This is a genomic window from Pseudomonas sp. WC1, from assembly GCF_050586565.1.
Classification (GTDB): Bacteria; Pseudomonadota; Gammaproteobacteria; order Pseudomonadales; family Pseudomonadaceae; genus Aquipseudomonas.
On the sequence record NZ_JBOBDQ010000007.1, the window covers coordinates 15,056 to 41,517 of the forward strand.

A 26,462-nucleotide genomic window follows, 5' to 3' on the forward strand; every position below is an offset into this window, starting at 1 on the left:
CCGGCACGGGGTCTGGCATCCGCCGCCTGGGCATGGCGCAAGCGGATGCTCAGGGCTTTTTTGCCCAGTTCGGTACCTCGCGGCGTACGCCCGTCGCCACCGCCTGGGGCGGCAACGCGCCCCAGTCGCCCTGCCCGCCTTGCGTTTGCGGCGGCCGAGGTGGCTCGCTCGCCATGGCGGCCTGCGCTTGCGGTGCGTGGGCGCGACGGCGATGGCGCAAGGCAAACTCGGCCACCGCCTCCACATCCGCTTCCTCGATCACCGTACTGCCACGCCAGGCGGCGTGGGCCCGTGCCGCACGCAGCCAGACCAGGTCGGCGCGCATGCCGTCCACCCCGGCGGCAAAGCAGCGCTCGGTGATCCAGGCCAGGGCCTGGTCGTCCAAGGGGATCGATGCCAATTGCTCGCGCGCGGCCTGGCAACGCTGGCGCAGCGCGCTCTGCTGGGGCGCCCACTGGGCACAGAACGCCTGTGGGTCGTTGTCGAAGGCCAGCCGACGGCGAATGATCTGCTGCCGTGCTTCGGGCGCGGGCAGGCCCTCCAAGGCCACGTTCAGGCCAAACCGGTCGAGCAGTTGCGGCCGCAGCTCGCCCTCCTCCGGGTTCATGGTACCGATCAGCACGAACCGGGCGGCGTGCCGATGGGAGATGCCATCGCGCTCGATGCGGTTGGTCCCGCTGGCAGCTACATCCAGCAGCAGGTCCACCAAGGGATCGGGTAGCAGATTCACTTCATCGACGTACAGTACGCCACCGTCGGCATGGGCCAGCACACCGGGCGAGAACCGCGCCTGGCCCTGGCTCAAAGCGGCATCGAGGTCGAGGGTGCCGACCAGACGCTCTTCGGTCGCCCCCAGTGGCAGGGTCACGAACGGCCCGCCGCCCAGCAGGTCGGCCAGGCCCCGTGCCAGGGTGCTCTTGGCCATGCCCCGAGGGCCTTCGATCAGTACGCCACCGATTTTCGGGTCGATCGCGGTCAGGCACAGGGCCAGCTTGAGGTCGTCGGCGCCGACCACGGCGGCCAGGGGAAATTGTACGGGTTCGCTCATGTTCAGCTGTCTTCCTCGCCGGCGAGCAACTGCTGCTCGAGGCTCTCGCGATAGTCGCCCGGCTCCTGCCACAACCCGCGCTGCTGGGCTTCCAGCAAGCGCTCGGTAAGGTCGCGCAGGGCTTCGGGGTTGTGCTCGCGCATGAAATCACGGGTGGCCGGGTCGAGCACATAGGCGTCGGCCAGGCCCTGGTAATGATGGTCGTCGATCAGGTGGGTGGTGGCGTCGAAGGCAAACAGGTTGTCGACCGTCGCCGCCAGCTCGAATGCACCTTTATAGCCATGACGCTTGGCGCCGTCGATCCATTTCGGATTGAGCGCGCGGGCACGGATCACTCGGTTGAGTTCTTCCTTCAGGGTCCGCACCCGCGGCCGGTCGGCCTGGCTGTGATCGCCGTGGTAACTGGCCCGCGAGGTGCCGGCCAGGGTTTCGGCGGCCGCCAGCATGCCGCCCTGGAACTGGTAGTAGTCGTTGGAGTCGAGCAGGTCATGCTCGTGGTTGTCCTGGTTCTGCAGCACCGCCTGTACCTGCGCCAGGCGCTGGGCGAATGCGGCGCGGGCCGGCGTGCCCTCGTCACTGGCGCCGTAGGCGTAGCCACCATGGTTGAGGTAGACCTCGGCCAGGTCGTCGCGGCTGTGCCACAGGCGCCCGTCGATGGCGTTCTGCACGCCCGCTCCGTATGCCCCCGGCTTGGCTCCGAACACCCGCCAGCCGGCCTGCCGCGCCGCCTGCTCCAGCGCCATGCCGGCGCCGAGCAACGCTTCACGCTCGGCGCGCACCCGGGCGGCCAGGGGGTTCAGGTCGTCCGGCTCGTCCAGCGCGGCCACCGCCTGCACGGCGGCGTCGAACAGGCGGATCAGGTTGCCGAAGGCGTCGCGGAAGAAACCCGACACTCGCAGCGTCACATCCACCCGCGGCCGGTCGAGCAGGCTCAATGGCAGGATCTCGAAGTCGTCGACCCGCTGGCTGCCGGTGGCCCAGACCGGGCGCACGCCCATCAGCGCCAGGGCCTGGGCGATGTCGTCGCCACCGGTGCGCATGGTCGCCGTGCCCCACACCGACAGCCCCAGCTGACGCAAGTGGTCGCCGTGGTCCTGCAGGTGGCGCTCGAGGATCAGGTTGGCCGAGGCGAACCCCAGGCGCCAGGCCGTGGTGGTCGGCAGGTTTCGCACATCGACGGTGTAGAAGTTGCGCCCGGTGGGCAACACGTCCAGGCGGCCACGGCTGGGCGCGCCACTGGGCCCGGCCGGGACGAAACGCCCGGCCAGCGCGGCCAGCAGGCCGTCGATCTCGGCGGCGCCACAGGCGTCCAGGTCCGGCGCGATCTGTTCGACCAGCGCCTGCAACACCTCGCGTACCGGTGCCCAGCCGTCTTCATCCGGCAACGCCGCAGCCCCTTGCAATGCCTGCTCGATCAATGTCAGCGCCAGCCACTCCAGGCGCTCACGGGTATCACCACAGGTACGCCATGCGCTGCTGTCGACTTGCAGCAGCAGGCCCGGGCGCGGCCCATCCCAAGGCTGTCCCAGGTCGCAGTCCAACGGATCGAAGCCCAACGCCAAGGCCTTGGCCAGCACGCGAATCAGGCTGGCGTTACCGCCCTTGCCATCTCCCCGTGCCACCCGCACCAGGGCCAGCAGCGTGTCGCTGCGCAGGCGCCCCTGGGGCGACTGACCGAACACATGCAGGCCATCGCGGATCTGCGACTCCTTGAGGTCGCACAGGTAGGTATCCAGGCGCGGCAACCACACCGCAGCATCCTCCAGCTGCCCTTCAAGCTGCAGTTCACGGTCGATGTGGTTGGCCTTGACCAGTGCGAGGATGTCGCGCTGCAACTCATTGGCGCGACGTGGATCGAGCAGCTGCGCTTCGTAGTACTCGTCGGCCAGCTGCTCAAGGTGGCGCAGCGGGCCGTAGGTCTCAGCGCGGGTCAATGGCGGCATCAGGTGGTCGATGATTACCGCCTGGGTACGGCGCTTGGCCTGGGCGCCCTCGCCCGGATCGTTGACGATAAATGGATAGATGTTGGGCAGCGGCCCGAGCAACGCGTCCGGCCAGCATTCGGCGGACAGCCCAACGCCCTTGCCCGGCAGCCATTCCAGGTTGCCGTGCTTGCCGACATGGATCAACGCATCGGCGGCGTAGCCGTTGCGCAACCAGAAGTGAAACGCCAGGTAGCCGTGCGGCGGCACCAGGTCCGGGTCGTGGTACACGGCGCTGTGGTCCACCTGGTAGCCCCGCGCCGGCTGGATGCCGACGAAGGTCAGGCCGAAGCGCAGGCCAGCGACCATCATGCGCCCGCTGCGGAACATCGGGTCCTGCTCGGGCGGCCCCCAGCGCTCCAGCACGGCGCGCTGGTTGGCCTCGGGCAACGCGGCGAAGGCGCTGTGGTAGTCGGCCAGGGCCAGGCTCTGGGCACAGGGGCGCTGGTCAAGGTGATCGAGGTCGTTGGTGACACCGCCGAGCAACTGGTGGATCAACTCGGTGCCGCTGTCGGGCAGGCCGGCTACCGGATAACCCTGCGCCTGCAGGGCCTTGAGGATATTCAACGCGGCGCCTGGGGTGTCGAGGCCGACACCATTGCCGATGCGCCCGTCGCGGGTCGGGTAGTTGGCCAGCACCAGGGCCACACGCTTCTCCTGGTTGTCCAGGCGCGCCAGTGTCACCCAGCGTCGCGCCAGCTCGGCGACGAAATCCATGCGTTCGGGGTGGGCGCGGTAGCAGACCACGTCGGACTGGCTGCGCTCACTGCGCCAAGCCAGGTCCTTGAAGCTCACCGGCCGGGTGATGATGCGCCCATCCAGCTCGGGCAAGGCGATGTGCATCGCCAGGTCGCGGGCGCCGAGGCCCTGCTCGCTCTGCTCCCAGCCGGGCTGGTTGTCCTGGGCGCAAATCGCCTGCAACACCGGCACATCGCGGCGCAATGGGCGCAGATTGGGCTGTTCGGGGCTGGACAGGGCAAAGCCGGTGGTGTTGACCACCACCTCGGCCTGCACTTCGTCGAGCCAGGCCTCGACCTGGTCCAGGCAGCCGCGTTCCTTGAGGCTGGCCACGGCGATCGGTAACGGATTCAAGCCGCAAGCCTGCAGGCGCTGGCAGAACACATCGATGAACGCGGTGTTGGCTGCCTGCAGGTGGGAGCGGTAAAACAGCAGCGGTGCCACCGGGTACTCCGGATGCCATTCGGTGTACCAGTCCTCGAGCCGTGCGGTGGCCTTGGCCGGGTGATAGACCACCGTGCGCGGCAAGGCCTGCGGCTCGTCCCAGGGGTAGGCGCGCCCCAGCCACTGGCTGGCCAGGCAGTTGAACAGGTTCAGTGCATTGGCCTTGCCACCCTGGCGCAGGAAATGCCAGAGGCGCTCGGCCTGTTCACCGCCCACCGTGCCCAGTCCGGTCAGCTCCGGGTCGGGACGGTCGTCGCCGGGTACCAGGATCAGCTGTACGCCACGGGCCGCCAACTCGACCAGTTGTTCGACACCATAGCGCCAGTAACCGACACCGCCATGCAGCGACACCAGGATCACCTTGGCATGGCGCAGCACCTGGTCGACATACAGGTCGACCGAGGCATGGTTCTGCACCTGCATCGGGTTGGCCAGGCGCACGCTGGGGAAATCCGCCGGCAACTGCTCGGCGGTTTCGGCAAGCAGCGCCAGGTGTGAATCACCGCTGCAGAGGATCACCAGTTCGGCGGGGGTCTGGCCGAGGTCGGCGATGCTGTCGTCCGGCACAAAGCCGCCGGGCTGGGTCCGCAGCAGGTGCATGGGTCAGGCGCCCAGGGCCTGGCGCAGGCGCGCTTCCAGTTGGGTCGCGTCCAGGTCCTGGCCGATCAGCACCAGGCGGGTGATCCGTGGCTCCTCGCTGCGCCATGCACGGTCGAAATGCTTGTCGAAGCGGGTGCCCACGCCCTGGATCAGCAGGCGCATCGGCTTGCCGGGAATGGCGGCGAAACCCTTGGCGCGCAGGATGCCGAACTCGGTGACCAGTTGCGTCAAGGCATCGAGCAACAGGCTTTCGTCAGCCTCGGGCAGGTCGATGGAGATCGAGTCGAAGGCGTCGTGGTCATGGTCGTCATGGTCATCGCCGTCGTGATGGCTGTCGTGGTGGGTGCGGCGGCCGTCGATATGCGCCTCGGACTCGGCGCCCACGCCCAGCAGCACCTCCAGCGGCAGACGACCACTGCTTGCCTCGATCACCTTGACCGCCGGCGGCAGTTCCTCGGCCACTTCGGCACGGACCTTGGCCAGGCCCTCGGCATCGATCAGGTCGGCCTTGTTCAGTACCACCAGGTCGGCGCTGGCCAGTTGGTCGGCGAACAGTTCGTGCAGCGGCGACTCATGGTCGAGATTAGGGTCGAGCTTGCGCTGGGCGTCGACCTGGTCCGGGTAGGCGGCAAAGGTGCCGGCGGCCACGGCCGGGCTGTCGACCACGGTGATCACCGCGTCGACCGTGCAGGCGTTGCGGATTTCCGGCCACTGGAAGGCCTGTACCAGCGGCTTGGGCAAGGCCAGGCCGCTGGTTTCGATAAGGATATGGTCGAGGTCGCCGCGGCGCGCCACCAGCTCGCGCATCACCGGGAAGAACTCCTCCTGCACGGTGCAGCACAGGCAGCCATTGGCCAGCTCGTAGACGCGGCCGTTGGCCTCTTCCTCGGAGCAGCCGATGCTGCACTGCTTGAGGATCTCGCCATCGATGCCAAGCTCGCCGAACTCGTTGACGATCACCGCGATGCGGCGGCCCTGGGCGTTGTCGAGCATATGGCGCAGCAAGGTGGTCTTGCCCGAGCCGAGGAAGCCGGTAACGATGGTGACGGGAAGCTTGGCCAGTGTTTTCATGTCGCGATGCCCTTGGCAGCAATGGCGCGGGCATGCAGGACGACAGCCACGGCCCGTGTCGGCCTGGCGGGTTCGCCACCGGATCACCCCGCCCGGTTGAAAGTCGAAAACGTTGCGAGGCAGGTCTCCTGGCTTGCACCGCCGGCCGTCAAAGCCAGTGGGATGGCGCCTTCCCGCGCGTGCGCAGTGGCTGTGCCGATCCGTCATCAGTGCCTACAGTTGCGGGGGCAGCCGCGGCTTGTACCGCGTTCCCGTCTTAGCCCGGGCCAGCGCCCGGGAACCTCGAACCGGCAAGGCTACGCAGTGCCTGCCTGGCGGTCAACCGCCGCGGCGATTGACGCAGGCCCGGCCCCGTGATTTGCTAGCGCATTGCGTTCAGGTGCCCCCAACGGGGGTGAAACGGGAAACCGGTGCGTCGCGCCTCCTTGAAGAGGGCGACAAGGCCGGTGCTGCCCCCGCAACGGTAAGCGAGAGAAGCGTCCAGACCACTGTGCCCATCGTGCGGCATGGGAAGGTGGCGCTTGATCGATGGAGCCCCGCTCCACCTCGCCAGCCCGGAGACCGGCCTGACATGCTTGCAGAACACCCCGCGGTGGGCGGGCGCTGTCGTATCACCTGGGCCAGCCGTGCCCGGGGGCGTCGCGCCTGCCCGTTGCCACAACAAAAGCAGCAGAGGAACGCGTCATGCCCATCACCCACGCCAAACCCAGTATCGCCACCCCCGTCAGTCTCAGCCAGCGCCTGATCGTCGCGGTCGGCGCCAGCCTCCTGGGCCTGTGCCTGGTGTACTTCGCCGGTTTCTCGCACATCGAGGCGGTGCACAACGCCGCCCACGACACCCGCCACAGCGCCGCCTTCCCTTGCCACTGAGTACACCCGCATGATCACGCGCATCGCCCGTACCGCGGGTTTCAGCGGCCTGCTCGCCGCCCTGCTGCTGACCCTCCTGCAAAGCTTCTGGGTCGCCCCGCTGATTCTCCAGGCGGAGACCTATGAAACCGCCACCCCCGCCGCCGAACATCATGAACATGGCGAGGCCGCCGCGCCCCATGAGCACAGCGCCGAGGCCTGGGCACCCGAAGATGGCTGGCAACGTATCCTGTCCACCACGGGCGGCAACCTCGTGGTCGCCGTCGGCTTCGCCCTGATCCTCGCCGCGCTGTACAGCCTGCGCGCCCCGGGCCGCGTGGCCACCGGCGCACTGTGGGGCCTGGCGGGCTTCGCCGTGTTCTGCCTGGCGCCGACCCTGGGCCTGCCACCGGAACTGCCAGGAACAGCGGCCGCCGACCTCGGCCAGCGCCAGACCTGGTGGATCGGCACCGCCGCCGCCACCGCCGCCGGCCTGGCGTTGCTGGTGTTCGCCCAGCACTGGCTGTTCAAGGTGCTCGCCGTCGCCCTGCTGGTGATCCCGCACCTGATCGGCGCGCCACAGCCAGCGGTTCATGAAAGCCTGGCCCCCGAGGCGCTGGAGACCCAGTTCAAGATCGCTTCGTGGCTGACCAACGCCGCGTTCTGGTTGGCTCTGGGCCTGCTCAGCGCCTGGTTGTTCCGCCGCTCCAGCCAGCACTGATGCGCGACCTTGTTCCCCAGCCGGCGTTGTATGCCGGCTTTGGTTGCCGCCGTGGCTGTCCGGTCGAAACGCTCGCGGTGCTGCTGCGCCAGACCCTGACCAACCACGCCCTGCCCCTGTCGGCGCTGAAGGCAATCGCCAGCATCGAACCCAAGGCGCGCGAGCCCGGCCTGCTGGCACTGGCCGAGCGGCTCGGGCTGCCGTTCATCTGCTTCGACAGCAGCCACTTGTCGACCTTCGAAGCGCTGCTCAGTCAGCGCTCGACAACGGTGTACGCCCAGACTGGCTGCTGGGGCGTCGCCGAAAGCGCAGCCCTGGCCCTGGCCGGCCGCACCGGCGTTGCGCCGCGCCTGCATGTGCCAAGGCAAGGGCTCGGCGGCGCTACCCTGGCCCTGGCCATCGGCGGATAATCCGCCTCTTTACCTGCAAGGAACCTCCATGACGGTCTATTTCATCGGTGCCGGCCCCGGCGATCCCGAGCTGATCACGGTCAAGGGCCAGCGCCTTGTCCGTCAGTGCCCGGTAATCATCTACGCAGGCTCGCTGGTTCCAGCTGCAGTGCTCGAGGGGCATCAGGCGCACACCATCATCAACAGCGCCGAGCTGCACCTGGAGCAGATCATCGAGGCCATGCGCCAGGCCCATGCCAACGGCCAGGACGTGGCTCGCGTGCACAGCGGCGACCCTAGCCTGTACGGCGCCATCGGCGAACAGATCCGCCACCTGCGTGAGTCGGGCATCGATTACCAGATCATCCCCGGAGTCACCGCCACTGCCGCCAGCGCCGCGCTGCTGGGTTGCGAGCTGACACTGCCGGACGTGGCGCAGACGGTGATCCTCACCCGCTACGGCGACAACTCGCCGATGCCGGCCGGTGAACAGCTGGCCGATCTGGCCCGCCATGGCAGCACCCTGGCCATCCACCTGGGTGTACGCCACCTGCCGCGTATCGTCGAGCAACTGCTGCCCCACTATGGCGCCGACTGCCCCATTGCCGTGGTCCATCGTGCCACCTGGCCAGACCAGGATTGGGTCAAGGGCACCCTGGCGGACATCGTCGAGCGCCTGGCAGCCAAGGGCTTCCGGCGTACCGCGCTGATCCTCGTCGGTCATGTCCTGGGCGATGCCCCGTTCGCCGACTCGGCCCTGTACCGCGCCGGTCACGCCCATCTCTACCGCCCCGGCCCGTGAAGCGATTGCCGAGTGAGCGTGGGCGGCGCACACTGGGCCTTCCAACTGGATGGAAACCCTGCCCATGCTCGACCTGCGCCCCAACTGCGAATGCTGTGACACCGACCTCCCTCCCGAAAGTCCGGATGCGCTGATCTGTTCGTTCGAGTGCACCTTCTGTCGTGCCTGTAACGAGCGGCATTTCCATGACCGCTGCCCGAACTGCGGCGGCCAACTGGTGATGCGCCCCACTCGTGTGGGCAAGGTACTGGGCAACAACCCCGCCTCCACCCAGCGAGTGCTCAAGCCGCACGCCCCCTGCGGCTGAGCGCTTGTACCCAAACCTTGTTTGTAGGAATTTTCTACAGCTTGGTGCGGGATTTTCAACACACCTATACTCGCCTATTACCAAGGGTCCTGAATGTCCGTAAGGTGCGCGCTGCCCAGCAAGTCCGCGGCCCGCGCCTGAAATGCAACGCAGGAAGCGGGCTGCACTTTGACAGGAGTGACCTGAATGACATCCGTGCTGTTGGTCGATGACCACCACATTGTGCGACTCGCCGTACGCATGCTGCTTGAACGCGAACGCTTTACCGTCGTGGGTGAAACCGGCAAAGGCAAAGAGGCTGCCCGCCTGGCCGAGCAGACCAGGGCCGATGTGGTTATCCTCGACATCGGCCTGCCGGACCTCGACGGCATGGAAGTGATCAAGCGCCTCAAGCTGATCGACCCGCCCCCACGGATCATGGCCCTGACCGGCCAGCCCGCCGACCTCTACGTGCGCCGCTGCATGGACGCCGGCATCTCAGCCTTCGTCAACAAGGACGAGGACCTCGATGCCCTGGTCTTCGCCCTCAAAGCCCTGGTCAAGGGTTACTCGACCTTTCCGCAGATGGCGGTCAACAGCAATACCCTGGAAAGCGAGACCGAGCGCCTGGCACTGCTTTCCAACCGTGAAATGGAAGTGCTGCGCCGGCTCAGCGCCGGCCAGAGCAACAAACTGATCGGCGAGCAGATGAACCTCAGCGCCAAGACCATCAGCACCTACCGCGGCCGGATCATGGAAAAGCTCAAGGTCGAGTCACTGGTGGAAATGGTCGACCTGGCCAAACGCAACAACGTGGCCTGAATCATGATCAAGGGCGCCCTGCTGTGCCTGCTGCTGGCCACGCTGACGTCTTTGCCCGTACAGGGTGAGCCGCACAGCGAAACTCGCCATCTGCTGGCCCGCGCCCTGAGCGCGGCGCCTCCCTTGACGCTGGCGGCAACCGACCGACAGTGGCTTGCTGAGCGCGGAGGCCTGGTGCTGGGCAGCTCGCGCCCCGACTATCCCCCCTTCGACATCAACAACAGCCAGTCCGACTACGAGGGCCTGAGCGCGGACTACGCCGGCCTGATCAGCGAGCACTTGGGCGTGCCGGTCAAAGTGCGTCGCTATCCAAGCCGCGAGCAGGCCCTGGATGCGCTGCGCGCTGGCGAAATCGATCTGCTGGGCAGTTCCAACGCTTTCGAGGCCAACGATGCACAACTGGCTCTCAGCCTGCCCTATGCCGATGACCTGCCAGTCATCGTATCGCGCAAGGACCAGCCCCTGCGCGACGGTGACGACCTGGCCGGCCTGCGCCTGGCCATGGTGGATCATTACCTGCCCATGCAGGCGGTGCGACGCCTCTATCCCGGCGTCCAGCTGAACCTCTATCGCTCGACCCTCGCAGGGGTCGCCGCCGTGGCCCTGGGTCAGGCCGACGCCTACCTGGGTGACGCCATCAGTACCGACTATGCCATTGCCAAAGGTTTCCAGGAAACGGTCAAGGTCGATCATTTCGTCAAGGCCCCGGCCAGCAGCTTCGCCTTTGCCCTGACCCAGGACAACCAGCGCCTGCTGCAACTGGTCGACCTGGCCCTGGGGCGCATCGCCGACAGCGAACGGCTGAACATCCTGCGCCGCTGGGCTGGCGGCGGCACCAGCCTGCTGCTTGACCGTCGCCTCGATGCCCTGACCCAGGAAGAGCGCGACTGGATCGCGCAACACCGGCAGATCACGGTGATGATCAACACCACCCTGGCGCCCCTGAGCTTCACCGACGCCCAGCAGCAACCACGGGGTATCGCTCTGAACCTGCTGGAGCGTATCGGCCTGAGCACCGGCCTGCGTTTCAAGGTGGTCGAGTCGGAGTCGTTCGAGGACATGATCGAGCAGGTCGCCCAGGGCAAGGCGGACATGATCGGCGCCATCGGTTACGGCGAGCACCGCGCCCAACGCCTGCGCTACACCCGCCCCTACATGATCAGCCCGCGGGTTCTGGTGGTCCGCCAGGATGCAGCGCCCCTCGATCCGCAGCAACCGCTGCGAGGACTACGGGTGGCCTTGCTGAGGGGATCGCCCTTGCGCGAAGGCCTCGAACGGCAGTACGGCGACCTGCGGACCGTCGAGGTGGAGAACCCCCTGCAGCTGATGGAGGCCGTGGCCAACGGCGATGCCGATGTCGCCCTTGGCTCGCACATCAATGCCAGCTATTTCATCAACCAGGTGTTCAAGCACCGCCTGCGCATTGCCGGCCTGCACGGTGACGAGCCGGCCCTGGCGACCTTCGCCGCAGGCCCCGCGCAGCCGCAATTGCAGGCAATCCTCGACAAGGCCTTGTTAAGCATTCCACCCGACGAGCTGGAGCAACGGGTCAATCGATGGCGAACCAACACCGCAGTCAGCGACAGCCCCTGGCGCAACTACCGCACCCTGGCGCTGCAAGTACTGGTGCTGGCCGCCCTGCTGCTGGCCGGCGTGGCGTTCTGGAACACGTACCTGCGCAAGCTGATCCACCAGCGTAGCGAGGCCCAACGCGCCCTGCAGGAACAACTGGCACTCAGCCGCGGATTGCTCGAACAGTTGCGCCAGGCCAAGGACGATGCCGAGCAGGCCAGCCGGGCGAAAAGCACCTTCCTGGCAGTCATGAGCCACGAAATCCGCACACCGATGAACGCAGTCATCGGCCTGCTCGAGATGGCACTGGAGGACAGCCAGCACGGCCATAGCGACAGCCAGGCGCTGGAGGCGGCCCACGGCTCGGCGATTGGCCTGCTCGACCTGATTGGCGATGTGCTCGACATCTCTCGCATCGAGTCCGGCCACATGACGCTGCAACCGGTAGCTTGCGATCTGGTCGAGCTGATCAGTGCGACCCTGCGGGTTTTCGAAGGCAACGCACGCCTCAAAGGGCTTGCGCTGGGTGCGCTGCTGCCCACCTCGCCCACTTGGCTGCTGGTCGATCCGCTGCGTTTCAAGCAGGTGCTGTCAAACCTGCTGAGCAACGCGATCAAGTTCACTGACCAGGGCCGGATCGACGTGTCGCTGGCTGTCGCCCCGATTGATGCCGGCCTGCTTGAGGTCAGGCTGCAAATCAAGGACAGCGGCGTGGGGATCAGCAGTAGCGATCAGGCACGTCTGTTCACCAGTTTTTCCCAGGTCGATGGCCGGCAGGCACGCCAGGGGGCGGGCCTGGGCCTGGTGATCAGCCGCGAGCTGTGCGAGCTGATGGGGGGCGAGCTGCACCTGAACAGCATCGAGGGCCTGGGCACCCAGGTCGAAGTGCATCTGCGCCTGCCAGGCGCCGAGCCTCCTGCCACCGAGCCTGCCGGCAAGGCCTTGATCGAAGCCGGTGCAGGCCCGCTGCAAGTCCTGGTTGTGGATGACTACCCCGCCAACCTGTTGCTGCTCGACAAGCAACTGCGCTCGCTGGGTCACCAGGTGACCCTCGCCGACCAGGGCATGGCCGCGCTGTCGCTCTGGCTGGACGACCATTTCGATGTGGTCATCACCGACTGCAGCATGCCGGTGATGGACGGCCATGAGTTGGCCCGCCAGATTCGTGCACGGGAGCGCGAAGAAAACCTGCCCGCGGTTCGAATCATCGGCGTGACGGCCAATGCCCAGGCCGAGGAACGCCAGCGCTGCCTGGACAACGGCATGGATGAATGCCTGTTCAAGCCGATCGGCCTGCAGGCACTCAAGGCCTGCCTGCCGCGGGCCGCAGAGGCGCCCCGCGCCAGCGGCTTCGACCTGACGCAACTGCGTCACCTCACCCAGGACGACGATCGGCTGGTCAAGCGCCTGCTGGAGCAACTGGCACAAAGCAGTGCCGAAGACCTCCAGGCATTGCATGCACTGGGCGCCAACCCGCCAGCCGAAGCCCTCGCCCCGGTAGTCCATCGAGTCAAGGGCGGTGCGCGGATGCTCAAGGTCAGGGGCGTGAGGCAGGATTGCGAAGCGCTGGAGCAGGCCATAGCCCTGGGGCAGCCGATTGAGCAACGGCTCGCCCAGTTACGGTCGAGCCTGCACACCCTGGAGCTCGAACTGCGCCAGAGCCTCAGTGCAATTGAAGGGTCGAATTGATCTGGCTGATGGCGTCCACCACGTGCCGCGAACCCTGCTGGATCTCCATGATCACCGTACCGGCCTCATTGGCCAGTTCCACACCCAGGCCAGTACGGGTCAGACTTGACTGCATGCTGGCCACGGCGGTCAACGACAGGTCATGGTTCTGCCGCACCACTTCGACGATTTCCAAGGTCGCCTTGCTGGTGCGCGCCGCCAGGTTGCGCACCTCATCGGCGACCACGGCGAAGCCACGGCCATGCTCGCCGGCCCGGGCCGCCTCGATGGCGGCATTGAGCGCCAGCAGGTTGGTCTGGTCGGCGATGCCGCGGATGGTCAGGACGATCTGCCCGATCACCTCGGACTGTTTGCTCACCGCGTCGATGGTGCGGGCGGCGTCGTTGAGTTCGCAAGAGATCTGCTCGATCACCTCGACCGCCTGCTGCACCACCTGTGTCCCCTTGCGCGCGCAGGCGTCGGTCTGCACCGAGCTGGCATGGGCAGCGTCGGCGGCAGTCTGCTGGGTGCTGACCTGGCGGGTGATGTCGCTGGCGAACTTCACCACTTTGTACAGGCGGCCCTTGTTGTCGAAGATGGGGTTGTAGGACGCCTCGAGGTACACGGTCTGGCCTTGCTTGTTGACCCGTTCAAAGCGATGGGAGTGGTACTCGCCACGGTTGAGCGAGGCCCAGAAGTCGCGGTACTGGGCCGACTCGCGCTCGTGCGGCAGGCAGAACAGCCCGTGATGGCGCCCCACCACCTCCTCAAGGCGATAGCCCATGGTATCGAGGAAATTCTGGTTGGCCTTGATCACGCGCCCGGCCGGGGTGAACTCGATCACTGCCATGGAACGGCCGATTGCCTTGAGCAGGCTTTCGCTCTCGTGCTCCTCGATCACGTGGCGGGTGATGTCGGAGGCCACCTTGATCACGCTGGTCACCTGCTGGCGTTCATCGATCACCGGCATGTAGCTGGCCTCCAGCCACACCTCGCGGCCCGCCTTGTCCAGGCGCTCGAACGTACCGCTGATGGCCTTGCCCTCGCCAAGTTCGCGCCAGAGCTGCTGGTACTCGGCGCTCTTGGCGTAGGCCGGGTCGCAGAACAGCCGATGGTGCTTGCCGCGGATCTCGTCGGCGCTGTAGCCCATGGTCTTGCAGAAGTTCTCGTTCGCCTCGAGGATCGTGCCATCCGGCGCGAACTCGATCATCGCCATGGAACGGCTGATCGCTGCCAGCTTCGCCTCCATGCCCGCCAAGGCCTGCCGGCTGCGCTGAATCTCGATCAAGTCGGACTTGCGATGGTACTCGAACATGGACCGGGCCTCCTGTGCTCACGGAATGTCCTGAGCATAGATCGGCGCTGAAGGCATGCAAGCGATCTGATATCACTTTCGCATTAGGCATTTGCGCCGTCTGTCCGCTGGTCATTCGGTTTTGCGGAGATGCATCGATACAAACACCCAATGACAATTGCACTGCGTCTAGAACGAACAGGAACTCTCGATTTCACCGCCCCATCTTCAAACGCACTGTTTGAATACATCCTGAACAACAGATGGCCAGGGATGTGCTTTGCTAGAGAGAGGAATCAACGGAGCTAGTCTGATGAAGATCGTAGTCACCAGCATCCTCGTCGACGACCAGGCCAAGGCCCATGCCTTTTACCATCATGTCCTGGGCTTCGAGCCCAGGCACGACATCCCCATGGGCAAGTACCGCTGGCTCACCCTCACCTCCCCCAACGATCCCAATGGCGTCGAGTTGCTGCTCGAGCCCGATGCCCATCCTGCGGCGAAGGCCTACAAGGCGGCGCTCAAGCAGGACGGCATCCCTGCCACCTCGTTCGGGGTGCGCGATATCCATGCCGAATACGAGCGCCTGTGCAAGGCGAACGTGCAATTCACCCAGCCACCCACCGACATGGGCCCGGTCACCGTGGCGGTCTTCGATGACACCTGCGGCAACCTGATCCAGATCGCCCAACGTCACTGATCAGGCCTGCGCCGCCGGCAACCGCAGGGTGGCGCACAATCCCCGCGGCGAGGCATTGTGCAATTGCACGCTACCGTCCAGGCGCTTGATGACGGTGCTCACGATCGACAATCCCAGACCGGCGCCATTGGGCGCGTCCTTGCTGTAGAAACGCTCGAATACCCGCTCCAGGTCGGCCGGCTCGATACCAGGGCCTTCGTCCTGCACTTCCAGCACCAATGCCTGTTGCTCGCGGCGCAGGCCCACCCGCACCCGCCCCCCAGAGGGCGAATGATCCACCGCGTTGGTCACCAGGTTCTGCAGGGCAATGCCCAGTGCGCCGGCATCGCTGTACAACCGGTAGTCAACCCCTTCGGCGATCTCCAGGGAGGGTTCCTGACCACGTTCGAGGATCCACGGGGTCAGCTCCGCCAGGGTCTCGGTGACCAACACAGCGAGGTCGACTTCAGTCCAGTTGCGCTGCGCCAGGCGGGGTTCCAGGCGAGCCAGGGTCAGCAGCTGGTTGACCACCCGGGTCAGGCGGTCGACACCGCCGATCAGATAACCCAGGGCCTTGTTGCGCTCCGCCTCGCCGGTGGCGGCCTGGGCGTTCTGCGCGTGCAGGCGCAGGATCGCCAGCGGCGTGCGCATCTCGTGGGCGGCATCGGCAATGAAACGGTGTTCTCGGCGCAGCAATTGCTCGATCTGCGCCAGCAGCCGATTGATCGCCGCCTGCATTGGTTCGAGCTCTTTGGGCAACGGCACCAGCTGCAGGGGGTCCAGGGACTCGGCGTGACGGCCACGGATCACCTGGGCCATGTTCTGCAACGGCTGCAGCCCCCAGCCGATGGCCACCCAGACCAGCAGCGCCAATGCCAGGCTGCCGAGCAGAAACGGCATCAAGGTGTGACGCACGATCCTGTCAATCAGGTCGTAGCGCACATCGTTGCGTTCCCCCACCCAGATCAGCCAGTGCTTCTCCGCCACCGGCAGCACAAAACCACGCCATCGCTGGCCCTGCACCAGCATGTCGGAAAACCCCGGCGTGCTCGGTGGCACCGCGAATGCGGGCGCGCTGGGGGTACGCACCAGCAAGGTAGCGCGGTCGTCCCACACCTGGAAGGCCAGTTTGCTTTCGTAAGGGTGGCCGACCCGGTGCCGCCCCGCCTTGCTCAGCGCCTCGTCGAATGCCTGGTACAGCGCCTGACGGTTCTGTTCCTGCACCGGCAGGCTCATCACCCCCTGCAGCAGGCGAGCGTTCTGCGCCAGATGGGCATCGTATACTTCGGTGATTTCATGCCGGCTGTCGTGGTAGTTGTACAGCGCCAACAGACCGCTGCCGAGCAGCAGCAACAGCATGACCCGCCACAGCGTGCGCTGGCGCAACGAACTCATGCGCGCCCCTCCACCAGGTAGCCGATACCGCGGACCGTGCGGATCAAGCCGTTGAACAGCTTCTTGCGCAACTGGTAGATGTTGACTTCAAGGGTGTTGCTCTCAGGCTCCTCGTCCCAGCCGTAGAGCAACTGGGTCAGGCGCTCGCGGGTAAAGACCTTGCCCGGCTGGGCAAGCAGCTCGTGCAGCAACAGGTACTCCTTGGGCGTGAGTACTACCGGCTGACCGTTGTAGCGCACCTGCTGGGTCGCCGGATCGAGGCTCACGCCGGCATGCTCGATCAGCACCCGGGCGCGCCCTGCGCTGCGCCGTAGCAGAGCGCGCAGGCGGGCCTTGAGTTCGTTGAGGTCGAAGGGTTTTACCAGGTAATCGTCGGCACCGGCATCGAGCCCGGCGATACGATCCTCCAGCCCATCGCGCGCGGTGAGGATCAGCACCGGCATGGCGTTTTCCGCGGCGCGCAGGCACCGCAACAGCGCCAGGCCATCCAGGCGCGGCAACCCCAGGTCCAGCACCAGCACGTCGAAGGTCTCGACGCTCAGCGCGTGCAACGCACTCTGGCCATCCTGCAGCCAGTCCAGGGTGTAGCCCTCCAGGCGCAGGCCATCGCAGATCCCCTCGCCCAACGCGGCGTCATCCTCAACCAGTAGCAGGCGCATGCTCAGTCCTGTTTGTCTTCGATGGCCTTGAGTAAAGCATCGATTTCCCCGCGCCGGCCCTGGTCTGCCAGCGCGCGGCCTGGCCGCGGCGCGGCGCGCAGGGCCTTGTCCAGGGCAGTGCGGGCTTCACCATAACGGTTCTGCCGGTACAGGTGGTCGGCCCAGAAGTAGTTGCTGTCGATACCATCGGGGTTGATCGCCAGGGCCTGGCGCAGCATCGCTTCGGCCTTGTCCTGGTCGCCGAACCCCAGGGGCCAGCCCGGTACCCGGTCGTACAACGCCCCCAGGCTGGTGTAGGCCGACCCTTGCAGGGCCTTGGGGTCCAGCGCCAGCGCCTTCTCCAGGCTGGCACGGGCGGCCTTGACTTTGCCCAGCGCGCCGAGCCCGCCGGTGGCACCGGCCCAGCTGCTGTTGACGATACCCTCCCAGATCAACGGCTCCGCCGAGCCCGGGTACTGACGGACAAACCCCGCCGCGTCCACGGCCAGCGCCTCGAAGGCTTTGGCGCGCTGCCCTTCGGGCAGTTGGTACTGAATCTGCGCCCAGCGCTGTTGCACCTCGCTCAGGCGTTGGTTGCCGGCCTGGTCGAGGGCCCAGACAAAGGGCGAAAAGGCCAGCACACTGGCCAATAGCAGACGTTTCATTTGCCTGACTCCTTGCCCGGATGGGCGCTAAAGCGGCGAATCAGCGGCAGTTGCTTGCGCAGGGCACGATCAACCAGCCCGGGCAGCATGCCGTTCAAGCGCACGAAGAGTTTTTCCGGCCAGCCCAGGTACAGCTCGCTGCGCTCGGCCTGGACCGCGTCGAGCACCGCGCGGGCCACATCCCGCGGCTGGTCCACGCCCACCTTCAGCGCCTGGTTGAGCGCCGTGGCGGCATTGCTGTTCATCGCCGTGCGCGTTGCCCGTGGCGCGGCGTACAGCACATTCACCGGGGTGTCGGCCAGTTCGCGGCGCAGCGCTTCGGAAAAGCCGCGCAGGGCGAACTTGCTGGCGCAGTAGGCGGCATAGCCGGGGTAGCCGATCGAGCCATAGGTGGAGCCAACATTGACCACCAGAGCCCTAGGCTGATCGCGTAGCAGTGGCAGGCAGGCACGGGTCAGTTGCAGCGCGGCCTTGAGGTTGATATCCAGCAGCTCGTCGAGCGCCGCCTCGTCAAGCTGGTCGAGCAAGGCGAAGCGATTGATCCCGGCGGCATTGATCAGCACGTTGACGCCCCCCATGGACCGCGCGGCTGCCAGCACGTCCTGGCGACTCTGGGCACAGCGCAGGTCGGCCGCTTGCCAACGCAATTGTTGCGGAAAACGGTTCATCAACTGCGCCAGCTGGCCCAAGTGCCGGCTCACGGCCAGCACCCGTGCGCCGGCGACACATAGCTGCTCGGCCAGTTCCAGGCCGATCCCGCCACTGGCCCCGGTCAGCACCACCACGCAATCAGGCAAGCGCATGCCGCACCTCGCTCTGGCCTGCCCGTGGCAGGTGCTGGAACATTTCACTGTACAGGCGGTACACCACCTTGGCGGCATGGATCACCGCCTGCTGATCGCCACTGTCGTCCAGGCGATCCATCAGGCTGCGGTAGGTCACCATATGGTCCTGGTCGAGAGCGCCATGGGAATTGAGGTAGCTGAACGCTTCGTCCGGGAGCCCCAGGCTACCCTGTATCCTGCCGGCGGCCTGGGTGGCCAGGGCGATACTGGTACCCTCGAGCACATTGACCATGCCGAACAGCCCCACCGGGTTGCCCCGGGCGATCAGGTCGTAGAGGAAGGCGACCATCAGCTCGATCGACAACGCAGGACGACCGTCGCGGACCTTGTCCGGGTCACCGCCACAGGCGGCGATGTCGTTGAGGATCCAGCGTTCGTGACCGTATTCCTCGTCAATGTATTCACACACGGCGCCACGCAGCCACTCCAGACGCGACGGCAGACGGGCGCCACAGGCCATCATCAACGGAACGGTATGGCGCACATGGTGGTAGGCCTGGGCCAGGAAGGCCACATAACCCTCCACGCTCACCACCCCACCCAGGGCATCGCGGATCACCGGGACACCGAACAGCGCTTCGCGCTCGCGGGCGGTCTGTGCTTGCAGGTTTTCGAAAAAGGACATGGCGAACCTCATGCTTGTTGAAGAACGGACAACAGGGACTGGTAATGCAGCAGGATCGCCTCGCGGCGTGGGCGGCCATTGGGTGTGAGGGTCCCCGCCTCGGCATTCAACGGCTCAGACAAGCGTCGCCAGGCATGTACCCGGGCATAGTCCGGCAGGCCATCGTTGCACTGGCGAACCGCCCGCTCGATCTGTTCGTCGCTGGCCTGCGAGTCCAGCGGCCAGAGCAACGCCAGGTTGCCCGGCAGGCCCTCGCCGTGCACGAAGGCCTGGGCGATGACCCCTCCCTGGGTCAGCTCGGCCTCGACCCATTCAGGGTTGACGTTACGCCCGAAGCTGGTGATGAACTGGTGCTTCTTGCGCCCGGCCAGGTGCAGGTAGCCGTCGCGATCAAGCTGGCCGAGGTCGCCGGTCGGCCACCACTGGCCGTCGAACACAGGCTCGCCGAGGTAACCGAGCAAGGTCGAGCCGGCCACCAGCACCTCGCCGTCCTCGGCAATGCGCACCTGCACATGGGGCAACGGCCGGCCGGCACTGCCCGGGCGCAGCGCCCCGGGGCGGTTCAGGCACACTACCGATGCGCACTCGGACAAGCCGTAGCCTTCGTACACCGGCAGGCCCACCGCAGCAGCACGCGCCAGCAGGCTGGCGGCCACCCGGGCACCGCCCACGGCGACAAAACGCAACGGACCGACACGCATGACCCCGCGCTCGATGGCCGTGACCAGCCCCAGCAAAAGCTGCGGGACCAGGATCAGGCTCTCTGCGCCGCTCAGGGCGATCGCCCCGAGCAGACGCGCGAAGTCCACCTGGCTGGCGCCGCGGATGCCCAGTTGCGCCTGCGGATAGAGCATGACCACGGCGCCGGCCAGAAGCGCCGCGTACACCCCCAGGTTTTCCAGCAACACCGCCAGCGGCAGCACGGCCAGGTACTTGCCCGGCGCCGCCTCACGGCTGGCCGTTTCCAGCTCGCGGGCGACCTGCAGCATCGACGCGGCTGCCAGGCAAACGCCCTTGGGCGCACCGGTACTACCGGAGGTGTAGGTGATCTTGGCGGTGCCGTGCGGCAGTCGCGGTGACGCAAGCGGGTCACGGTGCCAGAACCGCGTGCCGCGAGTGAAACCACAGGCTTGCAGCTCATCGGCCAGCGCGCTGTCGGCCAGCACCAGTGACACGCCACCCTGCGTCAGGCAGTGGCGCCGCTGGGCCGCGCTGAAAAAGCCCGGCAGCAGCAGGATCGGGCGCTCGCCCAGTAACGCGGCAAGGTCCCACAGCAGGGCTTGCGGGCCGTTATCCACTGCCAGGGCGAAGGTGCCGGCAGGTTGTTCGCGCAGCCAGTGCACCCGCTGGCGAACCTCACCCAGCAACTGCGCATAGCTGAAACGTTCATCACTGCCCAGCAGCGCCGGTTGCTCGCCACGGTGGCGGGCATGGACCTGCAGCGTTTCGAAGAACGCCTCGATGTCATGCGGCATGACCGCTCTCCTGCTTCGCCACCGGCAGGCCCAGCCGTTCGAACACGCCCGCACGGGCCAGTGCCGCGTGGCCTAGCCCGATATTGCCGACGAATACCTGGGGTTGCTGTGCGTAGTAACTGCCCCAACTGCCGGACTCCTCGCCCAGACGGTGGGCAGCCGCCTGCGCCACGACCGTGGGCTCCAGCCCCAGTCGGCGAAAACTGTTGAGCAAGGTCGCCGCGCCAGTGAATGCCACCCACTGCAGGCCGCGTGCCGCCAGCAGCCAGGTCACCGCGACGATCATGATCCGCGCGCTGCCGGCACTGAGCGCCGCCAGGTTGCCCACTTCCACCAGCTGCTCTCGGGTGACCGGCCCCGCCGCCACGTTCGCCACGGCGCTTTCCAGCGGCACATCGAGGTAGCGCTCCAGGAACAACGGCGCACTGCCGGCCAGGCGTAAGCCGGCGGCGGCGATCAGCCGGTCATGGCGATCATGCAGCCCCAGCAGTTCGGGCAGGTAATGATGCACGTCAGCGTGATGCACACAGGCGAAGCGCGCGTGAATGAACCGCTCCAGTTCGAGTCGACCTGGCGTACCTGGCCCATGCAGCAGAAGTCGGGCCTGGTGTTGCGCATGGCAGCCAATGGCCACGGGAAACAGGGTGTTCCAATTCAGCTCGGTCATGACGGGCCCCCGCTCATTTCAGTGGAGGCAGTATCGAGGGCGAATCTGAAGCCAGTCTGAAGTGTCGCTATCGCGAGTGATGGCGCCCCTCGCTGGGGCTGCTACATTGCTGACTTCCCCCGGCGCAGCAAGAACCAAGGACACCCCATGCGCTACGAATTCAGCGAAGTGCTCAACGACCTGGTCGACTATTTCCTGCTGGGCGATATCCAGTTGCTCGAACAGTTCAAGGAAGACCAAGACCTGCCCGACGACCTGGCGCGCGCCTTCACCCGCGGCGACAGTGGCGACCTGGCGGTGCAGCAAGGCGTGATCCTGCCGCTGGCCGGCGTCGACAACCTGCCCTACCGCATCCTGTTCACCCTCGACGAACGCACCCCGGCACTGCTCGAGCCTGGCAGCCGCCTCAAGCATCGTCGCCAGGGCCATGTGCTAAGGGTCGAACACGGCGCGGTGATGCTCTTCACCTGGCGCATCCTGCAGCACTTCACCAACAAGACCCTGGGTGATCTGCTGGCGCGCTACCAGGAGCCGGGGCGGCCGATCATCGAACTGGACAACGGCTGGTACTCGGTGGAAGTGCTCGCGGGCGCCGTGGTGCGCGACGGATTGTACGAACCGGCGTTCGAATTCGTCATGAAAAAGGCCTATGCGCGCCCACAGGCCTCGGAGGTGGATGTCGGCTACCGGTATAGCTTGCGCGGTTACTTCGACTGACCAGGGCCGCTCCTGCAGCGAGGGCGTGAATCGGGCGACTTCTGCAGGAGCGGACCTTCATCCTTCAGGTGTGATGGATATCCCGGTCCTTGGTCTCAGGCAGGAAGAAGATGCCCAACACCGCGGTCATCACCGCAATGACGATCGGATACCACAGCCCGTAGTAGATGTCCCCGGTCGCCGCCACCATGGCGAAGGCCACCGTTGGCAGAAAACCACCGAACCAGCCGTTGCCGATGTGATACGGCAGCGACATCGAGGTGTAGCGGATCCGCGCCGGGAACAGCTCCACCAGCCAGGCGGCGATCGGCCCATAGACCATGGTCACGTATATCACCAGGATGGTCAGCAGCAGCAACACCATCGGGTAATGGATCTTCGCAGGGTCCGCCTTCTCGGGATAACCGGCCTCTTTCAGGGCGCCGGTCAGCGTGGCGGTGAAAGCGTCGGCCTGAGTCTTCAGTTCAGCCGCGGCCAGACCGGTCCCCTCGAAACTCGGGATCACCCGCTCGCCGATACGGATCTGCGCCACGCTGCCAGGCTCGGCCTTTTCGTTCTCGTACGGGATCGCCCGCTTGGCCAGCAGGCTCTTGGCAATGTCGCAGGAACTGGTGAACCGGGCCTTGCCCACCGGGTCGAACTGGAAGGCGCACTGCCCGGGGTCGGCCACCACCACGACCGGGTTCTGCTCCTGGGCGACGAACACATCCGGGTTGCCGTACTCGGTCAGCGCCTTGAAGATCGGGAAATAGGTCAACGCGGCAATGATGCAGCCGGCCATGATGATCTTCTTGCGCCCGATGCGGTCGGACAGGCTGCCGAAGACGATGAAGAACGGCGTGCCGATCAGCAGGGAACCTGCGATCAGCAGGTTGGCGGTCTGCGGGTCGATCTTCAGTGTCTGCAGCAGGAAGAACAGCGCGTAGAACTGCCCGGTGTACCACACCACCGCCTGGCCGGCGGTGCCACCGAGTAGCGCCATGATCACCACCTTGAGGTTGTCCCAACGGGCGAACGATTCGGTCAGCGGCGCCTTCGACGCCTTGCCCTCGGCCTTCATCTTCATGAACACCGGCGACTCGTTGAGTTGCAGGCGGATGTACACCGAGATTGCCAGCAGCAGGATCGACAGCAGGAATGGTATCCGCCAGCCCCAGTCCTCGAACGCCTCGGTGCCCATGGCCGTACGACAGGCCAGGATCACCAGCAGCGACAGGAACAGCCCGAGGGTGGCGGTGGTCTGGATCCACGCGGTGAAGAACCCGCGCTTGCCCTTGGGCGCATGCTCGGCCACATAGGTGGCAGCGCCGCCGTACTCCCCGCCCAATGCCAGCCCCTGCAACAGCCGCAGGGTGATGAGGATCACCGGCGCGGCCACGCCGATCGTCGCATAGCTGGGCAGCAACCCGACCACCGCGGTGGACACGCCCATGATCACGATGGTGATGAGGAAGGTGTGCTTGCGCCCGATCATGTCGCCCAGGCGACCGAACACGATGGCGCCGAACGGCCGCACGGCAAAGCCGGCGGCGAAAGCCAGCAAGGCAAAGATGAACGAAGTGGTTTCGTTGACCCCGGCGAAAAAGTGCTTGGCGATGATTGCCGCCAGCGAGCCGTACAGGTAGAAGTCGTACCATTCGAACACGGTGCCCAGCGAAGAGGCGAAGATGACCTTGCGCTCCTCCCGGGTGATGCCACGTTGGGGCGCGCTACTGCCCGTGGATGCGCTGTCAAGGACCGCCATGGGTCGCCTCCGTCTGGTTGTGGTAGACCGGAGTGCTCCATCAGGTAGCCAAAGCACGCACCCAGGCCAAAAGGCATTGCAGGCTGCGCGAAGCACGACGAGGCATCGGCCCCGAATCGCGGCAAGTCACTTCAAGCATAATCGGCCTTTGAACGATATCCACTCGCATGAGTGAACGAGCGCCGAAACGGATAGGGAACCCGCAATGAACGAACCACAGCACAGCGCCTGGCGAGGTCGGCTCTGGCTGGCCGATGACCACGGCCTGCTGCTCGGCACGGCGGGCCACACCGGTGTCCATGCCCACTATGCCCACCAGGTACTGCTTGCCCTTGAGGGCGAAGCGTGCCTGCAGGTCAATGGCGAACAGCATCGCGGCGACATGCTGGCCATCGCCTCGTTGCAGCCCCACGCCATTCTCGCACCCGGCACCGCCTGCATCACCTTGTTCGCCGAGCCCCTGGCGTTTTCCCTGGAGACCCTGCTCGACGTTTGCCAGCAAGCCCCCCGCGATATCACCAGCCTGGCCCAGGCGTTGCGCCAGGCACCGCGCCGCCCGTTGGATCCGCGCCTGGCGCGGGCCCTGGCACGAATTCGCGCAGTGGACGAGCAGCGCCTGCCGGCCACCGAGCTGGCACAGGCAGCGGCGCTGTCGGTCAGCCAGCTCGAGCGCCTGTTCAGTGGCCGCCTGGGGCTGTCGGTACGGCGCATGGTGCTGTGGCAACGCCTGCGCGTGGCCCTGGGCGCGGCGCTGGCCGGCGCCAGCTTGACCGAGGCGGCCATGGCCGCCGGCTTCGCCGACTCGGCGCACCTGAGCCGCAGCCTGCGCCAGCAATTCGGCATCCGCGCCAGCGAAGCCCTGCGCCATCTGCGCTCAGACGTGCTGGCGTAGCGCCTGGCTCAGCCTTTTCGGCAAGGGTGCCGGTGGTTGCGCCGTGGCCACTGGGCGGAACGGCTCACGCAGTTGCGCAAGGTACGTTTGCGGGTAGTCCGGACGGTCGCCGATGCCCATGTCGTCATCGGCCAACCCATACTCCGGCAGGTGAAGGGCAGTGCCGAGCAAGCGATCCCATACGGGGAAGAACAGCGCGAAGTTGACGTCGCCCAGGGTGCCGTACTTCAGGTGGTGCGGCCGGTGCACGGGGGCCCAGGCGAAAAGGTGGCGCAGAACGCCGATGCGCATGTCGACATTGCTGTGTTGCAACAGCAGCTGGACCGCTATGCAGAACGCCAGCAACGCCGCCACGTCCTGCGGCAAACCCAGCAGCAGCAACGGAAGTACGCCGCCCAACCCCTCGGCCATCTGGTGCAGCGGGTGCTTCATCAAGCCATTGAAACCGTACAGCCGAGTCACACTGTGATGCACCGCGTGCAGGCGCCAGAGCAATGCGCTGCGATGACTGGCGTAGTGCACCAGGGTGATCCCCAGGTCGGCCAGGGGCAGCGCCAGCAACAGTTGCCCCAGCACGGGCCAGTGGCTGGGCCACAGGCTTGTGGCGGGCAGCCAGCCGGCGAACAGCGGGATGGCTGCGATGCTGGCGATATTGAGTGTTTCGTTGACCAGTGCGTGCAGTCCATCACGCCCGCCTTCGCCTGCCGCCTCGCTCCAGGCAGATTTGTAGGGGCACAGCGCTTCGCAAGTGAACGACAGCAGGATCGCCACGCCGAGCAAGGGCAGCAGCCAGAGAATGTCGGCGCCAAGATTGATCAGCCACACGGCGGTGGCGATGAAACCGAAGAAGAAACACGGGGCATAGAAGATGCGCATGGAGGGCTCCAGTCATGGTTGGAGCCGCCAGTGTTGCCTGGTGCCTGAGCGAGACACTTGAACAAACGGCGCATCTGTCGCAGCGATGTTCTACAGGGTCGATGTGTCCGCTGCTCGGGCTGCCAGCTGTCGACGCATCTCGTCGTTGGCGCCCTGAGCCTGGGCCAGGATGGCGCGCAAGCCCTGCACCTGCGCGTCACGCTGCTGCAGTTGCTCATCCAGCAGCGTGCCATGGGCCGTGGCCTGGCGATGTTCGGCGAGCAGGCGCTCATTGTCGCGGTGCAGGCGCGTCAGCTCGTCCTGACGCGCCAAGGCGCCCTGCTGCAAGGTCTGCAACTGGCCTTGCAGCTGGCGCACCTGGGTCTCGTTGCGGCGTTGATCCTGCTGATGCTGCTCGAGGCTGGCGCGCAGTTGCCCGTCCTTGTCGGCCAGGCGCGCTTGCAACTCACCCTGTGACTGGCTGAGGCTGGCGCTGCGCAACTGCTCGGCCTGCAGGCTGGCCTGGGCAACCGTGAGCCGTTGGGTCTCGGCGTGCAGCGCAGCGGTCAGGGCCTCGACCTGACGCAGCGCGCCGGCCAGGTCGCGCTGGGTCAGTTGCAGCTCGGCCTGCATTGCCGCACAACGTGCCTGCGCCGCCTGCTCGGCGGCCGCGATCCGGGCCTGCCCTTCCTCCTGCAACTGGGCGGCCAGTTGCTCGACCAATCGCGCCAACGGTTCGCTCAAGGCCCCCAGGCTACCCAGCAACTCCAGCGGCTGCCGGTCGAGTTCCTTGAGGTAGCGGTGGATAGTGGTCTTCGAGCCGGTGTTGCCCAACTCGATACGTACCGCATCGATACTGGGGTGTTCACCCCGGGCCATCAGCGCCTGCCGTGCCTGCTGCACGGAAGCCTTGTCTATGCCATTGCGGGCCATTGCTCATTCCACCTATGCGTACCATGGCATGTACCATGTAATGCGG

General features: G+C 66.1%; 24 protein-coding genes, 1 pseudogene and 2 riboswitches. Of the genes and pseudogenes, 10 read left to right on the forward strand and 15 right to left on the reverse strand.

Going from position 1 to position 26,462, the window contains the following annotated elements; translation table 11 throughout:
- Nucleotides 1–49 precede the first annotated feature (49 nt).
- From ACQ4OD_RS04740 to cobW, 3 genes are read right to left on the reverse strand one after another with little or no spacing between them, the layout of a single operon-like run.
- The gene (locus ACQ4OD_RS04740; protein ID WP_430943951.1) at nt 50–1,048 is read right to left on the reverse strand and encodes an ATP-binding protein; all 999 of its coding nucleotides are present in this window, start codon (nt 1,046–1,048) and stop codon (nt 50–52) included.
- A 2-nt stretch (nt 1,049–1,050) separates the two neighbouring features.
- Nucleotides 1,051–4,812: a cobaltochelatase subunit CobN gene (cobN, locus tag ACQ4OD_RS04745; RefSeq protein ID WP_430943952.1), complete on the reverse strand. Its 3,762-nt coding sequence runs from the start codon at nt 4,810–4,812 to the stop codon at nt 1,051–1,053.
- A 3-nt stretch (nt 4,813–4,815) separates the two neighbouring features.
- Nucleotides 4,816–5,883, reverse strand: coding sequence for a cobalamin biosynthesis protein CobW (gene cobW, locus ACQ4OD_RS04750; RefSeq protein WP_046855331.1), 1,068 nt, complete (start codon nt 5,881–5,883; stop codon nt 4,816–4,818).
- A 101-nt stretch (nt 5,884–5,984) separates the two neighbouring features.
- Nucleotides 5,985–6,183: riboswitch (cobalamin riboswitch) on the reverse strand.
- A gap of 61 nt (nt 6,184–6,244) precedes the next feature.
- A riboswitch (cobalamin riboswitch) is annotated at nt 6,245–6,467 on the forward strand.
- A gap of 100 nt (nt 6,468–6,567) precedes the next feature.
- Between cobW and ACQ4OD_RS04755 the strand changes: the two genes are divergently transcribed.
- The 7 genes from ACQ4OD_RS04755 (at nt 6,568) to ACQ4OD_RS04785 (ending at nt 13,013) form a co-directional block, all read left to right on the forward strand.
- Complete coding sequence (locus ACQ4OD_RS04755) at nt 6,568–6,753, forward strand: CbtB domain-containing protein (RefSeq protein ID WP_046855330.1); 186 nt, start codon at nt 6,568–6,570, stop codon at nt 6,751–6,753.
- Between the two features lie 10 nt (nt 6,754–6,763).
- Nucleotides 6,764–7,453 (forward strand): CbtA family protein, encoded by a 690-nt coding sequence (locus ACQ4OD_RS04760; protein ID WP_430943953.1) that lies wholly within the window; start codon nt 6,764–6,766, stop codon nt 7,451–7,453.
- On the forward strand, nt 7,453–7,863 hold the full coding sequence (locus ACQ4OD_RS04765; protein ID WP_139670528.1) for a cobalamin biosynthesis protein: 411 nt from the start codon (nt 7,453–7,455) through the stop codon (nt 7,861–7,863). Before ACQ4OD_RS04760 ends, ACQ4OD_RS04765 begins: the two co-directional genes overlap by 1 nt.
- Before the next feature lie 28 nt (nt 7,864–7,891).
- A complete protein-coding gene (gene cobM / locus ACQ4OD_RS04770) occupies nt 7,892–8,644 on the forward strand; it encodes a precorrin-4 C(11)-methyltransferase (protein ID WP_430943954.1) in 753 nt (250 codons plus the stop codon).
- Nucleotides 8,645–8,708: 64 nt separating this feature from the next.
- Nucleotides 8,709–8,951: a DUF1272 domain-containing protein gene (locus tag ACQ4OD_RS04775; protein WP_102682448.1), complete on the forward strand. Its 243-nt coding sequence runs from the start codon at nt 8,709–8,711 to the stop codon at nt 8,949–8,951.
- A gap of 186 nt (nt 8,952–9,137) precedes the next feature.
- Nucleotides 9,138–9,752 carry a response regulator transcription factor gene (locus tag ACQ4OD_RS04780; RefSeq protein WP_102682447.1) on the forward strand — a complete coding sequence of 205 codons (615 nt, stop codon included), beginning with the start codon at nt 9,138–9,140 and terminating at the stop codon, nt 9,750–9,752.
- A gap of 3 nt (nt 9,753–9,755) precedes the next feature.
- On the forward strand, nt 9,756–13,013 hold the full coding sequence (locus ACQ4OD_RS04785; protein ID WP_198754228.1) for a transporter substrate-binding domain-containing protein: 3,258 nt from the start codon (nt 9,756–9,758) through the stop codon (nt 13,011–13,013).
- Here the strand turns inward: ACQ4OD_RS04785 and ACQ4OD_RS04790 are convergent.
- Both ACQ4OD_RS04790 and ACQ4OD_RS04795 read right to left on the reverse strand, forming a co-directional pair.
- Nucleotides 12,988–13,482 carry a methyl-accepting chemotaxis protein gene (locus tag ACQ4OD_RS04790; protein WP_231867507.1) on the reverse strand — a complete coding sequence of 165 codons (495 nt, stop codon included), beginning with the start codon at nt 13,480–13,482 and terminating at the stop codon, nt 12,988–12,990. The genes ACQ4OD_RS04785 and ACQ4OD_RS04790 overlap by 26 nt on opposite strands.
- Before the next feature lie 42 nt (nt 13,483–13,524).
- Nucleotides 13,525–14,307 (reverse strand): annotated as a pseudogene (locus ACQ4OD_RS04795) (PAS domain-containing protein); the annotation flags it as partial.
- A 292-nt stretch (nt 14,308–14,599) separates the two neighbouring features.
- Between ACQ4OD_RS04795 and ACQ4OD_RS04800 the strand changes: the two are divergent.
- Nucleotides 14,600–14,986, forward strand: coding sequence for a VOC family protein (locus ACQ4OD_RS04800; RefSeq protein ID WP_110702188.1), 387 nt, complete (start codon nt 14,600–14,602; stop codon nt 14,984–14,986).
- Here ACQ4OD_RS04800 and ACQ4OD_RS04805 read toward each other — a convergent pair whose 3' ends face one another.
- The 7 genes from ACQ4OD_RS04805 to ACQ4OD_RS04835 are packed head-to-tail and all read right to left on the reverse strand — an operon-like array spanning nt 14,987 to nt 21,275.
- Nucleotides 14,987–16,360, reverse strand: a complete 1,374-nt coding sequence (locus ACQ4OD_RS04805) for a sensor histidine kinase (RefSeq protein ID WP_139670522.1) — start codon at nt 16,358–16,360, stop codon at nt 14,987–14,989.
- Nucleotides 16,357–17,019, reverse strand: a complete 663-nt coding sequence (locus tag ACQ4OD_RS04810) for a response regulator (protein WP_110702192.1) — start codon at nt 17,017–17,019, stop codon at nt 16,357–16,359. Before ACQ4OD_RS04810 ends, ACQ4OD_RS04805 begins: the two co-directional genes overlap by 4 nt.
- 2 nt (nt 17,020–17,021) lie before the next feature.
- Nucleotides 17,022–17,663, reverse strand: a complete 642-nt coding sequence (locus tag ACQ4OD_RS04815) for a tetratricopeptide repeat protein (protein WP_110702194.1) — start codon at nt 17,661–17,663, stop codon at nt 17,022–17,024.
- Nucleotides 17,660–18,466: an SDR family oxidoreductase gene (locus ACQ4OD_RS04820; protein WP_110702196.1), complete on the reverse strand. Its 807-nt coding sequence runs from the start codon at nt 18,464–18,466 to the stop codon at nt 17,660–17,662. The genes ACQ4OD_RS04815 and ACQ4OD_RS04820 overlap by 4 nt, the downstream gene beginning before the upstream one ends.
- Nucleotides 18,453–19,133 carry a TenA family transcriptional regulator gene (locus ACQ4OD_RS04825; RefSeq protein WP_139670518.1) on the reverse strand — a complete coding sequence of 227 codons (681 nt, stop codon included), beginning with the start codon at nt 19,131–19,133 and terminating at the stop codon, nt 18,453–18,455. Before ACQ4OD_RS04825 ends, ACQ4OD_RS04820 begins: the two co-directional genes overlap by 14 nt.
- An 8-nt stretch (nt 19,134–19,141) precedes the next feature.
- Nucleotides 19,142–20,608, reverse strand: coding sequence for an AMP-binding protein (locus tag ACQ4OD_RS04830; RefSeq protein WP_430943955.1), 1,467 nt, complete (start codon nt 20,606–20,608; stop codon nt 19,142–19,144).
- Nucleotides 20,598–21,275, reverse strand: a complete 678-nt coding sequence (locus ACQ4OD_RS04835) for a thermostable hemolysin (RefSeq protein ID WP_110702203.1) — start codon at nt 21,273–21,275, stop codon at nt 20,598–20,600. The genes ACQ4OD_RS04830 and ACQ4OD_RS04835 overlap by 11 nt, the downstream gene beginning before the upstream one ends.
- Before the next feature lie 147 nt (nt 21,276–21,422).
- Between ACQ4OD_RS04835 and ACQ4OD_RS04840 the strand changes: the two genes are divergently transcribed.
- Nucleotides 21,423–21,992, forward strand: coding sequence for a hypothetical protein (locus ACQ4OD_RS04840; RefSeq protein ID WP_139670514.1), 570 nt, complete (start codon nt 21,423–21,425; stop codon nt 21,990–21,992).
- A gap of 64 nt (nt 21,993–22,056) precedes the next feature.
- Here ACQ4OD_RS04840 and ACQ4OD_RS04845 read toward each other — a convergent pair whose 3' ends face one another.
- On the reverse strand, nt 22,057–23,736 hold the full coding sequence (locus ACQ4OD_RS04845; protein ID WP_102682442.1) for an MFS transporter: 1,680 nt from the start codon (nt 23,734–23,736) through the stop codon (nt 22,057–22,059).
- Between the two features lie 205 nt (nt 23,737–23,941).
- On the opposite strand from ACQ4OD_RS04845, the gene ACQ4OD_RS04850 reads away from it, so the two are divergent.
- Nucleotides 23,942–24,628, forward strand: coding sequence for a helix-turn-helix domain-containing protein (locus ACQ4OD_RS04850; protein WP_430943956.1), 687 nt, complete (start codon nt 23,942–23,944; stop codon nt 24,626–24,628).
- On the opposite strand, the gene ACQ4OD_RS04855 is transcribed toward ACQ4OD_RS04850, so the two are convergent.
- Together ACQ4OD_RS04855 and ACQ4OD_RS04860 are read right to left on the reverse strand one after the other, a co-directional pair.
- The gene (locus ACQ4OD_RS04855; protein ID WP_430943957.1) at nt 24,611–25,504 is read right to left on the reverse strand and encodes a sterol desaturase family protein; all 894 of its coding nucleotides are present in this window, start codon (nt 25,502–25,504) and stop codon (nt 24,611–24,613) included. The genes ACQ4OD_RS04850 and ACQ4OD_RS04855 overlap by 18 nt on opposite strands.
- A 90-nt stretch (nt 25,505–25,594) precedes the next feature.
- Nucleotides 25,595–26,416 (reverse strand): DNA-binding protein, encoded by an 822-nt coding sequence (locus ACQ4OD_RS04860; protein WP_430943958.1) that lies wholly within the window; start codon nt 26,414–26,416, stop codon nt 25,595–25,597.
- Between the last annotated feature and the right edge of the window lie 46 nt (nt 26,417–26,462).